Below are 14727 nucleotides of genomic sequence, written 5' to 3' on the forward strand. Positions count from 1 at the left end.
TAAACTTAAAATCTAACTCTTAATTATAAGGTTGTCATAGCGTTATTGAAAAAGGGATTTCCTGTTTAACCATTGCCAATGATTTTGAAACATCATCGACTACAGCGTCTGATGATTGTGTTATCCCACCAGCATACTCAGATATTTTACTGACCATATTTTCAGGGTACATCTCATTTTTATTTTCTATATTAACATACGGGTTTTCATCGTGCATATTACCCATGTTAATTTCTTTATTCATTACCTGGTCAGAGCCAGCCTCTACGTTTCTATCTATTTTTAAATGTTTTTTCTTTCGCGTTTCTTTTAAATTTAATTTACTCTCTTTATTATCTGCGTATTTAGCACGTAGTTTCCCAATTTGTCCAACTGCACCTAGTAACTCTTTTTTATCTTCATCGGATATCTGATATACAGTTTGATAATCAATAAACTCACTTTTTATTTTTTCAAATTTCAACTCGGTTTCTTCTAATTTTTTTTTAACCAAATCATTCTCTGAAGATAAACTAACTATAATCTTATCTGCTTCAGCTGATAAATGCTCTAGAGCCCCAATGTATTGCTCCGAATTTCTCAATTTTACCTCTAGAACATTTACTTTTTTAGTTAAAATTTCCATCCCTTTTTCTAACGCTTCTTTTTCTTTTTTTATCGTTTCATATTTCTTTTCAACGAATTCAGTTTTATTTTTTTCCTCACCTAATTGTTGCTTTAAGTTAGTTATCTCTAATTCTAATTTAGAAATAGGGTAATTTAACTCTTGATTATTTACATCATCTTTATTTAATAATGCATCCATTCTATTTTTTAACCTTTTGTTTTCTAGACTCACAGATATATCTCCATATATATTCATTATTTGAATTTAAGTAACTTTTAAATCATTAAAAGGAAAATGTTCACCTTGATTATTAAATTTAAATAAAAATATTGCAATTGAAGTTTATCTGTAAAAAAATTAAAAACAGATAATTCAGAATAAAATAATTGCCATAAGCAATAAAAAAGATCTCAATTAGAGATCTTTTTTATTTGTTAAAATTATCAGTTATTCATTAACCAAAAATTGCACTCCACCAGCCACTAATGGTTTTCATAATATAATCCCAAATACGCCCAAAGAATCCCGCTTCTTCAACCGCTGATTTTGCCACAAGTGGGTGCTGCTCAATCACTTCATCATTAAGAATAAAGTTAATCGTCCCAACGACTTGATTTTTCGCTAATGGTGCTTCTAACGAATCATTGGTCATCTGAATATCGACTTTCAGATTTTTCAACTGACCTTTAGGGATAGTCACAGACACATCATCCGCCACGCCTAATGCCACTTCAGAGCTATCTCCAAACCAGACACGCTGCTTTTTCAATGTCGCATCTGCTTTAATTGGTGTGACTGTTTCGAAAAAACGGAAACCCCAAGTCAGTAACTTTTCACTTTCGGTAAAACGTACACGGTCACTTGGCGCGCCAAGCACAACCGAAATCAAACGCATATCCCCTTCAGTTGCTGACGCCACTAAATTATGGCCAGCACCGCTCGTGTGCCCCGTTTTCACGCCATCCACTTTTAAATTTTGATTCCATAACAAACGGTTACGGTTAGGCTGGCGAATTTTGTTGAAGGTAAATTCTTTTTCTTTATGCAGCGCATATTCATCAGGTACATCGCGGATCATCGCTTGTGTTAATAACGCCATGTCGCGAGCCGTACTAAATTGCCCTTCAGAATCGAGCCCATGGACGGTTTTAAAATGTGTGTTCTTCAAACCAATTTGTTGAACATATTGGTTCATCAAACTCACAAACGAATCTTGGCTCCCTGCAACGTAGTCCGCAAGAGCAATACTGGCATCATTACCTGATTGAATAACAATCCCTTTGTTCAAATCCAATACCGAAACACGGTCTTTTGGCTTCAAAAACATCAACGAAGAGCCTTTCAGGACAGGATTCCCTGTCGCCCATGCATCCTCCCCGACTGTTACCATATCTTGCGTGGTTATTTTCCCCGCCTTCACTGCCTGCCCCACCACATAACTTGTCATGATCTTGGTTAAACTGGCTGGGTCTAAACGCTCATCAGGGTTTCCTGATGCTAAAATCTTCCCGCTGTTGTAGTCCATCAGGACATATGCTTTGGCATCGATTTGAGGAGCAACCGGTGTCTCGGCCGCATAACCACTGGTGCTAACGGCCATCAAAAGACTCAACCCAATACCAGCGCGGCGGGTTTTTAGGGACAACATTTTTTTACTCATCGGTTATTCCTTCACTTAATGCTAAATATTTAAAATGACTATCTTCTTACTCACCATCACTAAACGATGAACCCTTCGCCGTGATAAAAATTGCTAACTCATCATAATATAAGGCTTTATTTCCACTAAGACCACCTATAGGAAATAAAGATTTGCCTGAAAGCGAATTTAATCTATCTTAACTATGGTTAATGATATGGCTAATGACAAAAATCAATTAGGAGACTGCAATGTTAACTGTCTGGGGACGTGCCAATTCTTCCAATGTCAAAAAAGTACTTTGGTGCTTAGAAGAATTAAATGTGGCTTATAATCAAAAAGATGTGGGTGGCCCATTTGGTGGGCTTGATACACCTGAATACAAAAAAATGAATCCAAACAGCACAATCCCAACTCTACAGGATGATGACTTTGCTCTGTGGGAATCAAATGCAATTTTACGTTACCTTACGGAAAAGTTTGATCACTCTCACTTATTACTGGCTAAGGATGTACAAGAAAGAGCAGCAGCCGATAAATGGATGGATTGGAGCAACGCGAATTTGTTTGATCACATTAAACAGATGATGAACAAAATCGTCCGTGTCCCAGAAGCCGATAGAGACCCAGAGCAAGCAAAAATCATTTATGCCAATATCAACAAATTACTGCAAATTGCTGATGATGCCTTAGCCCATCAGGCGTATTTTAGCGGTGATAAATTCGGTATTGCCGATATTGCCATTGCGCCATTATTTTACCCATGGCACGAAATTGTCACCGAACGCCCTGAGTTTAAAAACTTAGAGCGCTGGTACCAACAGCTCACCACACGCCCTGCGTTCAAAAAAATTGTGATGATCCCAATTAAATAGTCATCAACATGCTATTCGGGTTTGGATATTGGTATTCGAACCCGATTTCTTGGCAAATTCGATTGCCGTTAATCCACTTTCCTTCCGCTTCATTCACTGAGTCAATAAATTCAGGAGGAACGAGCCCCAATGATTTCGCCGCTTGGGTATAAAACGCTCGTCGCGTTGGGTGAATAGGTGCGCACAAATTATAAAGATGTCCGCCCTCTAATTGGTTAAGTAATGCAAGAATCGCTTCAATAACATCATCTTGATGCACCATATTCACAGGCTGCATGGCACCTTTAACCCCTGTTTTGCCGGCTAAAAAACGCCCTGCATGACGTTTTTCCCCCACTAACCCCGCTAAACGCAGTATATCCACCGAGATATTTGGCAATTGATGTAACCAGTTTTCGGTATCAATCAACGCCTGTGCGGAAGCCGTTACACCTTCTAACGGAGAATCTTCCGTCATTTCACCATTTTGCTCACCATACACCGCCGTCGAAGAGGTAAAAATCACTTTGGGCACCTTAAAGGTAATCGCACTATTTACCAGCGTTTCAATCGCTGACACATAATGTTCCACATTCACTTTAGAGGGTGGCAACAAAATGGCTAGCGCATCACTACCTTCCATCAATTGCGTTAAATCATCAGCGTCACATTCTAGCCCAGGCGTCAGTTTTAATGAGTAACACTCAATCCCCACACTTCGAGCGGCCTCAATACCATCTGGCGTTGTTTTGGTTCCCACCACTTGGATACCTTTGGAAAGTAAAGCCTGTGCTAATGGTAACCCCAGCCAACCCAATCCAATAATTGTGACTTTTTTCATGCTTCGACTCCAAATCTGCTAAGGCACTAAGTTTTTTCTTAGATTAGCTGAAAACCATAAAACTTCCGAATGGATTTTCGGGGGGATTAATCACTATAAAACCTGCCCAACGAATTATTATTGGTTATTTTTTAAAAAAAGGTTGCATTCATAGGGGGAAATCGGATAGGTTGGATACCAATGAGTATTTAGTTAGCACAGTGAATGTTTAGTCATTCAGTTAAATAAGAGAACGGAAGACATTATGAATCGTATTTCACGCAACCATCATCATCACCATCATCCTGATTAGTCTTTCGGGCGATGTGTGCTGGAAGACGATCAACGAATCTTCCGGTGGCTGAAATGCAAATGAGAGAACCCTCGGAAGATAATCTTCCGAGGGTTTTTTATATTAAAACAAAAAGTTACTAAAGGAATATGGGGTAAGGTTATGTTGGATAAATCACGTTTACGTATTGCTATTCAAAAGTCAGGTCGTTTAAGCGAAGAATCAAGAGAGTTATTGGCTCGCTGCGGGATCAAAATCAATTTACAACAACAACGTTTGATTGCTTATGCAGAAAATATGCCTATTGATTTACTTCGTGTGCGTGATGACGATATTCCAGGGCTGGTTATGGACGGTGTAGTGGACTTAGGCATTATCGGTGAAAACGTCCTTGAAGAAGAGTTATTAAATCGCCGCGCACAAGGGGAAGACCCTCAGTACAAAACATTGCGCCGCTTGGATTTCGGTGGGTGCCGCCTCTCTTTAGCTGCACCAATAGATTTTAACTATACAGGGGCAGAATGCTTAAATGGCTCACGCGTTGCCACCTCTTACCCACACTTGCTAAAACGCTATTTCGACCAAAAAGGCATTCAGTTTAAATCTTGCTTACTGAATGGTTCTGTCGAAGTCGCCCCTCGTGCTGGCTTAGCCGATGCCATCTGTGACCTCGTTTCTACGGGTGCAACCTTAGAAGCCAATGGCCTGAAAGAAGTGGAAGTGATTTATCGCTCTAAAGCGTGTTTAATTCAACGTGATGGCGAAATGTCTGCGGACAAACAACAACTTATTGACCGTATGATGACCCGTATTCAAGGCGTTATCCAAGCTCGCGAATCTAAATACATCATGCTGCACGCACCAAGTGAAACGTTGGATGACATCATCGCGCTACTGCCAGGGGCTGAGCGTCCAACTATTCTGCCGCTAGCAGGTGACCACAGCCGCGTTGCTATGCACATGGTCAGCTCAGAAACCTTATTCTGGGAAACCATGGAAAAACTAAAAGCATTAGGTGCAAGTTCAATTCTTGTTCTGCCAATCGAAAAAATGATGGAGTAAGTCATCATGGAAATGGGATTCAACCAGCCAATTCGCTGGGCAGATTGCAACGAACAACAACAAAGTGCATTACTGATGCGCCCTGCTATTGCTGCCTCTGGTAGCATTAGCACCGCAGTCAGTGAGATTATCAATCAAGTTCGTCGAGAGGGCGATAGCGCCCTCCAAGCCTTAAGCCGCCGTTTTGATAAAACCGAAATTGATACCGTACGTGTTGCACCAAATGCAGTTGATGAAGCTGAAGCACGCCTCGGTGATGAGATTAAAACAGCAATGAAAACGGCCATTAGTAATATTCGCCGTTTTCACGAAGCGCAGATCCCCCCCCCCATAACGGTAGAAACCCAAGCGGGTGTTGTTTGCCAGCAAGTCACACGCCCGATTGATGCAGTTGGTTTGTATATTCCAGGTGGCTCAGCGCCGTTATTATCAACGGTCATGATGTTAGGCACACCCGCTAATATCGCGGGTTGCCGCAAAATTATTTTATGTTCCCCACCCCCTATTGCCGATGAAATTCTGTATGCGGCAAAACTGTGTGGCATTACAGAGATTTTCCAAGTCGGTGGTGCGCAAGCGATTGCTGCGATGGCCTTTGGGACACAGAGCATCCCTGCAGTCGATAAAATTTTTGGCCCAGGCAATGCTTATGTGACTGAAGCAAAACGCCAAGTCAGCCAAAGCCACGAAGGTGCAGCGATTGATATGCCAGCGGGCCCATCTGAAGTGTTAGTGATTGCTGATAGCCAAGCGAACCCAGCGTTTACCGCCTCTGATTTGTTATCCCAAGCGGAGCATGGCCCAGATTCTCAAGTCATTTTATTAACCGATGATGAAAACTTCGCCCAGCGCGTGATAGCAGAAACAGAAAAACAGCTCGCCCAGCTTTCACGTGCTGCGATTGCGCGAGAAGCCCTGAACGCCAGCCGCGTCATTATTGCTGACTCTATCAAACAATGTGTGGAAATCAGTAACCGTTACGGGCCAGAACACTTGATTTTACAAACTCGTGATGCCGATGATTTAGTGGCGAACATCACCAGTGCAGGGTCTGTTTTTGTTGGTGATTGGTCACCAGAGTCTGCTGGGGATTACGCTTCAGGCACCAACCACGTTTTACCGACCTATGGTTACACAACAACCTATTCAAGCCTCGGCCTTGCAGATTTTATGAAGCGCATGACCGTGCAAAAACTGTCTAAACAGGGTTTATTAGGCTTAGCCAACACCATTGAAACGTTAGCGCAGGCGGAACAACTGACTGCCCACAAAAATGCGGTGACTTTACGTGTCACAGAACTAAAAAAACAAAATCAGGAGTAAGTCATGAGCCAAAAATTTAATGCTGCCAGCCTTGCGCGTGAAAATGTCAAAACCATGACCCCGTATATGTCTGCGCGCCGTTTAGGGGGAAATGGGGACGTTTGGCTCAACGCTAACGAATATCCTATCGCACCAGATTACCAATTTAGTGAGCGCAACCTAAACCGTTACCCTGAATGCCAACCTGTGGCTGTAATCAATAACTATGCGGCCTACGCAGGCATTACCCCTGAGCAAGTTTTAGTGTGCCGTGGTGCGGATGAATCCATTGAATTGCTGATCCGCGCATTTTGCGAACCCGGCAAAGATGCTGTGATGTTCTGTCCTCCGACATACGGCATGTACAGCGTCAGTGCAGAAACCTTTGGCGTCGAGCAGAAAAGAATTATGGCTCTGCCAGATTGGTCATTAAATGTGGCTTCTATTCGCGAAAACCTCACAAATACTAAACTTATTTATATTTGTAGCCCAAATAACCCAACCGGCAATATCATCGATAATAAAGATTTGCAGGAAGTGTTAGAGATGGCGGCAGGCCGTGCGCTGGTAGTGGTTGATGAAGCCTATATTGAGTTTTGTCCGCAGTACAGCGTCGCAAGCTGGTTAGCAAAATACCCTAATTTGGTTATTTTAAGAACGTTATCAAAAGCCTTTGCATTAGCAGGATTGCGCTGTGGTTTCACGTTAGCATCAGCTGAAGTGATTGAGATATTATTAAAAGTTATCGCCCCTTACCCATTATCGACCCCAGTTGCGATGATTGCAGCGCAAGCCCTTGATGCACAAGGCATCGCCACCATGAAAAGCCGTGTAGCAACCGTAACTGAAAACCGTATTGCCCTGTCTGAAGCTCTGCGTGATTTATCAGTTGTCGAAAAAGTTTACCCAAGCGAAACCAATTATATTTTGGTGCGCTTTACTGACGGCAATAAAGTGTTTAAAGCCCTGTGGGATCAAGGCATTATCTTACGTGACCAAAGCAAGCAGCCAGGACTGGAAAATTGCCTGCGCATTACTATCGGGACAGAAATTGAAAATGTCCGTGTTATTGAAGCTATTGAAGCACTTTGCTAATTAGGAATGACTCATGAGCCAGAAAATTTTATTTATCGACCGTGATGGAACATTAATTACCGAGCCACCGACTGATTTCCAAGTGGATAGCTTAAGTAAACTTGCCTTTGAAAAGGCCGTCATTCCAAGTTTACTTGCTCTGCAAAAAGCCAATTACCGTTTAGTGATGATAACCAACCAAGATGGCTTAGGTACCGATAGCTTCCCAACCGCAGACTTTGAGCCACCACACAACTTGATGATGCAAGTTTTTGAATCGCAAGGTGTAAAATTTGATGAAGTCCTGATTTGCCCGCACAAACCCGAAGATAACTGCGCTTGTCGCAAACCTAAACTTCAATTAGTTGAGCGTTATTTAGACAGCAATGTGCTCGACAGCGACAATAGCTATGTCATCGGCGACCGTGAAACTGATCTTCAACTAGCTAAAAACATGGGGATCAAAGGGTTACGCTATAGTGCGACCGACCTCGATTGGGAAACCATCACTGCCCAATTAACCAAACGCGACCGCCATGCACGTGTTGAGCGCGTCACCAAAGAAACTAATATTCTGGTGGAGGTTTGGTTAGACCAAGAAGGTGGCAGCAAAATTAACACTGGTGTTGGCTTCTTTGACCACATGCTAGACCAAATCGCAACCCACGGTGGTTTCCGCTTAAATGTTGAAGTCAAAGGGGATTTATTTATCGATGACCACCACACCGTCGAAGACACGGGCCTTGCTTTAGGCGAGGCATTGAAAGTGGCGCTGGGTGACAAACGCGGCATCGCACGCTTTGGCTTTGTGCTACCGATGGATGAGTGCCAAGCACGCTGTGCGCTAGATATTTCAGGGCGCCCTCACCTTGAATATAAAGCCGAATTTAAATACCAGCGCGTGGGGGATTTAAGCACCGAAATGATTGAGCACTTCTTTAGTTCGTTATCTTACGCTATGGGTTGTACGTTGCACTTGAAAACTAAAGGGAAAAACGATCACCACAAAGCTGAAAGCTTATTTAAAGTGTTTGGTCGTACATTGCGCCAAGCTATCCGTGTTGAAGGGGATACTTTACCAAGCTCAAAAGGGGTTCTTTGATGAACGTTGTCATCCTAGATACTGGCTGTGCAAATTTAGCGTCGGTAACCTATGCGGTGCAACGCCTAGGTTACTGCCCTGTGGTTAGCCGTGATACCAACACTATCTTACAAGCCGATAAGGTGTTTTTACCCGGTGTAGGTACTGCAAGCGCAGCGATGGAAAAACTCGTAGAGCGTGAATTAGTGCCCTTAATCAGAGCATTAACTCAACCTGTTTTAGGGATTTGTTTGGGCATGCAATTACTCGGCAGCATCAGCGAAGAAGGTCAAACGGAAATTCCGTTACTTGGTCTGATTGATAGTCCTGTGCGCAAAATGGATGCCAATGGCTTACCCGTTCCCCACAGCGGCTGGAACCAAGTGAAAGCCCTCGCGGGGAACCCGTTATTCAAAGGGATTGCTGATGATGCTTATTTCTATTTTGTGCACAGCTATTCGATGCCAATTTCAGAAAATACCATCGCGCAAACCCAATATGGCAACCCATTTAGCAGTGCAGTAAATCGCGACAACTTTTTCGGTGTGCAATTTCACCCTGAACGTTCAGGTGCCGCTGGCGCTCGCTTGATTCAAAACTTTTTGGAGATGTAAGAACCATGATCATTCCTGCATTAGATTTAATTGATGGCACCGTGGTGCGGTTACATCAGGGGGATTACGCCAAGCAAACGGATTACGGCACTGACCCACTCCCGCGTTTACAACAATATGAAAAAGAAGGCGCGAAACTCCTACATCTTGTGGATTTAACGGGGGCAAAAGACCCACAAAAACGCCAAATTCCGCTACTGAAAAAACTGTTAGCGGGTGTGAGTGTCCCAGTACAAGTAGGCGGTGGTATTCGTACCGAAGACGATGTCAAAGCGTTATTAGATGCGGGTGCAACTCGCGTGGTGATTGGTTCAACGGCTGTCACCAAGCCTGAACTGGTGAAAACCTGGTTTGAAACCTACGGCGGTGAAGCAATTGTGTTGGCGTTAGATGTGCGGATCAATGCCGAAGGTGTGAAAGAAATCGCCATTAGCGGCTGGCAAGAAAACTCTAATTTAACCTTAGAGCAAGCTATTGAAATTTATCGCCCTTATGGCTTAAAACACGTTCTTTGTACCGATATTTCAAAAGATGGCACGCTGGCTGGCTCAAACGTCAATCTGTACCAAGAAATCAGCCAGAAATTCCCTGATATTGCCTTTCAAGCCTCTGGTGGCATTGGCAATTTAGCGGATATCGCGGCTATTCCAGCGTCTGGTGCTGCTGGGGTTATTGTGGGCAGAGCATTACTCGAAGGTAAATTTACCGTTGCGGAGGCAATCGAATGTTGGCAAAACGCATAATTCCGTGTTTGGATGTTCGCGACGGACAAGTCGTTAAAGGTGTGCAATTTCGTAACCACGAAATTATCGGCGACATCGTGCCATTAGCGCAGCGCTATGCACAAGAAGGTGCCGATGAGCTGGTTTTTTATGATATTACTGCATCATCTGATGGCCGCGTTGTCGATAAAAGCTGGGTTGCTAAAGTTGCAGAAGTGATTGATATTCCGTTCTGTGTGGCAGGCGGTATTAAGAGTGTGGAAGATGCAGCGCAGATTTTATCTTTTGGCGCAGACAAAATTTCGATTAACTCCCCCGCACTGTCTGACCCAACGTTAATCACCCGTTTAGCCGACCGCTTTGGTGTTCAGTGTATCGTGGTGGGCATTGATACTTGGTTTGATGACAGTACCAATGAATATCAAGTTTACCAATTTACAGGGGATGAAAAACGTACCACACAAACCCGCTGGAAAACCTTGGATTGGGTCAAAGAAGCCCAGCAACGCGGCGCGGGCGAAATCGTCTTAAATATGATGAACCAAGATGGTGTACGCCAAGGGTATGATTTGGTACAACTGAAAAAAGTGCGTGAGGTTTGCCAAGTGCCGTTAATTGCTTCAGGGGGCGCAGGTGAAAAAGCTCACTTCCTTGATGCCTTTGCTGATGCTGGTGTTGATGGTGCCTTAGCCGCTTCCGTCTTTCACAAACAAATTATTAATATCGGTGAATTAAAACAATACCTAGCCGAAAATGGAGTTCAAATTAGAGTATGTTAACCACAGAACAATGTAGCCAACTAGCATGGCAAAAAGTCGATAATCTGATGCCAGTTATCGTACAACACGCGGTTTCAGGGGATGTGCTGATGCTGGGGTACATGAACCCTGAAGCACTGCAAGTCACCTTAGAGAGCCGCAAAGTGACCTTTTATTCAAGAACCAAACAGCGTTTGTGGACAAAAGGGGAAACCTCCAATAATTTTTTGAATTTATTAGATATTTACCCTGATTGCGATAGCGACACCTTATTAGCCCTCGCCCTGCCAGATGGCCCAACATGTCATAACGGCACACAAAGCTGTTTTGCACCTGCACAAAGTGACTGGGGCTTTTTGTTTGAGCTGGAAACGCTATTAAAAGAGCGTAAAACGGCATCGCCAGAGAGCTCTTATACCGCCCGCCTGTATGCCAGCGGCACAAAACGTATCGCACAAAAAGTGGGTGAGGAAGGCGTTGAAACCGCACTGGCCGCAACTGTTAATGACCGTGCTGAATTGACAAACGAAGCTGCGGATTTGATGTACCATTTAATGGTGTTACTGCAAGACCAAGACCTCGATTTAAGCACGATTATCAAACGCTTAAAAGAGCGTCATCAGTAGTTGATAAACTGCCTGTTTAGCAGGCAGAGTTATTTTATGGGTGCAAAATATTATCGATTTGCACCTCACTCAGTGAAATGCCAAAGAATTTCAGGTAAAAATCCGCCGTTTCTTGCTGCATATTGATATCCGCAAAACGCTCTGGGTACAGTGTTTGAGCTAACCATAAAAACTGCAACGCTTCTTCAGACGTTTCACGACACCACCAAAACATGCCTTTTGGATTCACATACACTTGCTGGTTTTTAACTGCGTCCATCTCTTGCCATTGGGAAGATGATTTGATGATCTTGGCATCTTCCTTATTCATCGCCACAATCACATCTGGATTCGCTGCGATGATGGTTTCCAGTAATACCTCACCTGAGTTATTTTTTTTATCTGCAAACCATGTTTCTGCCACATTTTTTGCCCCAGCTAAATCCATCCAATCTTGATTTAACGATGGTCGCCCCGAGGTAAACAATGTGCTCCCCATACTGTGGTAAACCGTGCGTTTTTCCGCTTCCGTTAAGTCCGCCAGCCGTGCATTAACCAATGCCACATTACGGTCGAAATAACGTTGGTATTCAATCGCTTTACTTTGTGCATCTGGGCCCAGCTCTTTTGCGGTTGCCTGTACCCTTTCTTGTAACGATTTTAAAGAATTAGCGGGGTATTCAACCACTTTTACCCCTGCATTTTCTAATAAATCACGCTGTGGAACCTCCATTCCTTTGGCGACAAACAGTAATTCCGTACGTAATGAAATGATCTGTTCTGGGCTCAGTTGGTTGCTAATACTGATCACTGGGACATCATCAATATTTGGCAGCATTTGGCGAAACAACGGAATTTTTTTCGCAATCACCGAAGTGCCGACAATTTGCTCGCCATAACCGAGCATCATAATAATGGTATTTTGTGCAGGCCAAGGTGTTGCGATGCGTAATTGCGGGTTATCTGTCTTCGCCTGTATTGCACTGCCCATTAGCAGACCAAACAGTAAAATGACCGATTGCAGAAAAATAGTTTTTCTCATATTTATCACGCCGCTTTACCTTGATATAAAACGGCGAGCTCCTAAACTTTTATCATTAGAAATCAAACGTAACCGTTGCACGAACTTCACGGCCTGCACCTAAGAAGGCACTCCCACCACGGCCTTCACCATTGATCCCTGATGGGAAAATGGATGCCCAGTAACGCTCGTCAGTGACGTTATTCACCGATAAACGAACCGTTGTTGGGGTTTGATTGATTTTTGTGCTGTAGCGAGTGCCAAGATCCAACGTCGTGTAACTTCCCGCCCAACTGGTATTGGTGTCATTAGCGGCACGTTTACCGGTGTAATGCACATTGGCGCTATACACCAATTCAGGCATAGATGGCAGAGCATATTCCACTAACATATTCGCTTGAACTTTAGGCACCCCCACAACACGTTTATCACGCGCTTCGATTTTTTTCGTGTCTTTCAATTTCGGGTCTAAGAAAGTAATACCACTATAAACATTCAACCCTTGCCAAACATGGCCTGTAGCTGTGAGTTCAAGCCCCCTGTTGACTTGTTCCCCTTGTTTGCGAAATACATCATTATTATCGACATAAGCAAATGGGCGCTCTAACTGAAACAGTGCCGCACCGAGGTTTAAATCAGCCACATCCGCTTTAATCCCAATTTCATATTGCTTACTGCGATAGGCATCAAGCGCTTGCCCTTCATTTTTAATGTTTTGATTCAATGGCGCGGTATCCCCCTCTTCCAGAGAATCCGCATAGCTCACGTAAGTCATCACTTGTGGGCTAATTTTATACATCACCGCCGCCTGTGGACTTAGCCCGTTATCATTAGTTTGGCTAGTTTTATGATGTTGTTTGTCAAAGCTTTGGCTTTCAATCCAACTTTGGCTCAAATAAAACATCACTGCCCACTGCGAGTCAAAGGTCATGGTGTCACCTACCGTGATACTTTGTTGGCGGTTTTCGCTAGCTTTATAACGAGAGCCCCCCGTATGAATTCGTCCATCAGATGGCTCTTCCATCGGTGAAGGGTTGAACATATTGGTTGAGCCTAAATCTCGTTTAATGCTGCCATCTTTTGCACTGTAAATTGACCAAACATAGCCGTTAGTGGCGAATGATAAATCATGGCCAATTGAGCCCGTGTCCACATGGCCATTAAGTACCGCTGAGTTACTCAGGACGCGAAAACGCCCTGATGCGGGGGAGTCTGACAATGAGCGTTTTATCCCACCTTGGTTATCAACAATTTGACTTGAAACTGTGCGCATCGCCCTGTCCGCTTGTTGGAAGCCAACACCCGCTGTCAATTTCCAGTCTTCATTGAAATCATGAATTAAACGTGTACTAACGGTATCGGTGGTTAAATCATTTCCCGCAGTATGCAGAGCTAAGTTTTTATCTTGTGGGTTTGGTGCTTTGGGTAATTTAATGTCAGGACCATAACTAAAGCTGCCAACATAGCCTTTTTGCACAAAATTGTAGTGACTGGCGTTCAGTTGCAATTGTGTGCCTGGTTGAATATTCCAATCAAAAGCAACCGATGCCAGCTTGCGGCGTAAGGTGCTATCTTTTAAGTTACCCGTCCCTTCTTCATCCATTAAATTCAAACGGTAACCAAAGCGTTTATCGGTATCGAAATACCCTCCAAGGTCAACGTGCCCGCTGTAAGCATTACGGCTTTGGTAACCTAATGATAAACGTTGAATATCTTCAGGGCGTTTGGCGGTGAAGTTAAACTGCCCTGCTGGGCTCGCTGGGCCATACAGTGCTCCTGTTAAACTGTTAATGACATCTAAGCGGTCGAGCATTTCCACAGGGAATGCTGTTGTCGACACCATATAGAGTCCATCCAAACGGCTATTGGCAACAACACTACCTTGCATACCACGGCTTTGAGGACGGCCGACATCCATCCCACCGCGTGCTTGCATCTGTGCGCTTGGGGCGTATTTCAGCAGCTCGCTGACACTTTTCGCTTGCTGGTTATCTATCATTTCACGACTGATTGTGGTGGTGGAATAAGGGGTATCAATCCATTCCACATCGCCTAATGGCCCAAGGTCAATTTGAGAAGTAAAGAAACCTGCGCCAGCTTGGGCTTCAGCGGTGACATCTGTCGGTGCTGCCGTGACGAGCATTTTATCTTGTTTCGGTTTGCTGATTTGTTCGGAAACTTGAGCAGCAACGATGGATGGCGCGATCCCTGCGATCAATGACGTGATGACATATAAGTGGGTTTTACGTTTCATGTTATCTATTTTCGTTATATAA

At 43.8% G+C, this 14727-nt stretch carries 14 protein-coding genes and 1 other annotated feature; of the genes, 9 read left to right on the forward strand and 5 right to left on the reverse strand.

The features are described from left to right. Positions 1–34: 34 nt before the first annotated feature. Together PR808_RS04415 and PR808_RS04420 are read right to left on the reverse strand one after the other, a co-directional pair. Positions 35–838, reverse strand: a complete 804-nt coding sequence (locus tag PR808_RS04415; RefSeq protein WP_272538784.1) for a hypothetical protein — start codon at positions 836–838, stop codon at positions 35–37. A 223-nt stretch (positions 839–1061) separates the two neighbouring features. Then, a complete protein-coding gene (locus tag PR808_RS04420) occupies positions 1062–2267 on the reverse strand; it encodes a serine hydrolase (RefSeq protein ID WP_272538785.1) in 1206 nt (401 codons plus the stop codon). A gap of 230 nt (positions 2268–2497) precedes the next feature. Here PR808_RS04420 and PR808_RS04425 point away from each other — a divergent pair, with 230 nt between their 5' ends. Continuing rightward, entirely contained in the window at positions 2498–3121 is a 624-nt protein-coding gene (locus PR808_RS04425; protein ID WP_272538786.1) for a glutathione S-transferase family protein, read from the forward strand. Here the strand turns inward: PR808_RS04425 and PR808_RS04430 are convergent. Then, positions 3114–3941, reverse strand: coding sequence for an SDR family oxidoreductase (locus PR808_RS04430; protein WP_272538787.1), 828 nt, complete (start codon positions 3939–3941; stop codon positions 3114–3116). The genes PR808_RS04425 and PR808_RS04430 overlap by 8 nt on opposite strands. A gap of 267 nt (positions 3942–4208) precedes the next feature. Then, positions 4209–4335, forward strand: a sequence feature (His leader region). A 39-nt stretch (positions 4336–4374) separates the two neighbouring features. Here PR808_RS04430 and hisG point away from each other — a divergent pair. Genes hisG through hisIE form a run of 8 tightly spaced genes read left to right on the forward strand, consistent with a single transcriptional unit; the run spans position 4375 to position 11451 of the window. Next, positions 4375–5274: an ATP phosphoribosyltransferase gene (gene hisG, locus PR808_RS04435; protein ID WP_272538788.1), complete on the forward strand. Its 900-nt coding sequence runs from the start codon at positions 4375–4377 to the stop codon at positions 5272–5274. 6 nt (positions 5275–5280) lie between these two features. Beyond that, positions 5281–6597 (forward strand): histidinol dehydrogenase, encoded by a 1317-nt coding sequence (gene hisD / locus PR808_RS04440; RefSeq protein WP_272538789.1) that lies wholly within the window; start codon positions 5281–5283, stop codon positions 6595–6597. Positions 6598–6600: 3 nt separating this feature from the next. Then, positions 6601–7671 carry a histidinol-phosphate transaminase gene (gene hisC / locus PR808_RS04445; RefSeq protein WP_272538790.1) on the forward strand — a complete coding sequence of 357 codons (1071 nt, stop codon included), beginning with the start codon at positions 6601–6603 and terminating at the stop codon, positions 7669–7671. A gap of 13 nt (positions 7672–7684) precedes the next feature. Beyond that, positions 7685–8752, forward strand: coding sequence for a bifunctional histidinol-phosphatase/imidazoleglycerol-phosphate dehydratase HisB (gene hisB / locus PR808_RS04450; RefSeq protein ID WP_206085411.1), 1068 nt, complete (start codon positions 7685–7687; stop codon positions 8750–8752). Continuing rightward, positions 8752–9345 carry an imidazole glycerol phosphate synthase subunit HisH gene (hisH, locus tag PR808_RS04455; protein ID WP_272538791.1) on the forward strand — a complete coding sequence of 198 codons (594 nt, stop codon included), beginning with the start codon at positions 8752–8754 and terminating at the stop codon, positions 9343–9345. Before hisB ends, hisH begins: the two co-directional genes overlap by 1 nt. A gap of 5 nt (positions 9346–9350) precedes the next feature. After that, on the forward strand, positions 9351–10088 hold the full coding sequence (hisA, locus tag PR808_RS04460; protein WP_206085409.1) for a 1-(5-phosphoribosyl)-5-[(5-phosphoribosylamino)methylideneamino]imidazole-4-carboxamide isomerase: 738 nt from the start codon (positions 9351–9353) through the stop codon (positions 10086–10088). Beyond that, positions 10070–10846: an imidazole glycerol phosphate synthase subunit HisF gene (gene hisF / locus PR808_RS04465; protein ID WP_206085408.1), complete on the forward strand. Its 777-nt coding sequence runs from the start codon at positions 10070–10072 to the stop codon at positions 10844–10846. The genes hisA and hisF overlap by 19 nt, the downstream gene beginning before the upstream one ends. Then, positions 10840–11451, forward strand: coding sequence for a bifunctional phosphoribosyl-AMP cyclohydrolase/phosphoribosyl-ATP diphosphatase HisIE (hisIE, locus tag PR808_RS04470; protein ID WP_206085407.1), 612 nt, complete (start codon positions 10840–10842; stop codon positions 11449–11451). Before hisF ends, hisIE begins: the two co-directional genes overlap by 7 nt. A 34-nt stretch (positions 11452–11485) precedes the next feature. Here the strand turns inward: hisIE and PR808_RS04475 are convergent, their stop codons facing one another. Both PR808_RS04475 and PR808_RS04480 read right to left on the reverse strand, forming a co-directional pair. Next, positions 11486–12472, reverse strand: a complete 987-nt coding sequence (locus PR808_RS04475) for an ABC transporter substrate-binding protein (RefSeq protein WP_272538792.1) — start codon at positions 12470–12472, stop codon at positions 11486–11488. A gap of 55 nt (positions 12473–12527) precedes the next feature. Next, positions 12528–14705, reverse strand: a complete 2178-nt coding sequence (locus tag PR808_RS04480; protein WP_442960047.1) for a TonB-dependent receptor — start codon at positions 14703–14705, stop codon at positions 12528–12530. Positions 14706–14727 lie beyond the last annotated feature (22 nt).

This window comes from Providencia sp. PROV197 (genome assembly GCF_028479625.1).
Classification (GTDB): Bacteria; Pseudomonadota; Gammaproteobacteria; order Enterobacterales; family Enterobacteriaceae; genus Providencia; species Providencia vermicola.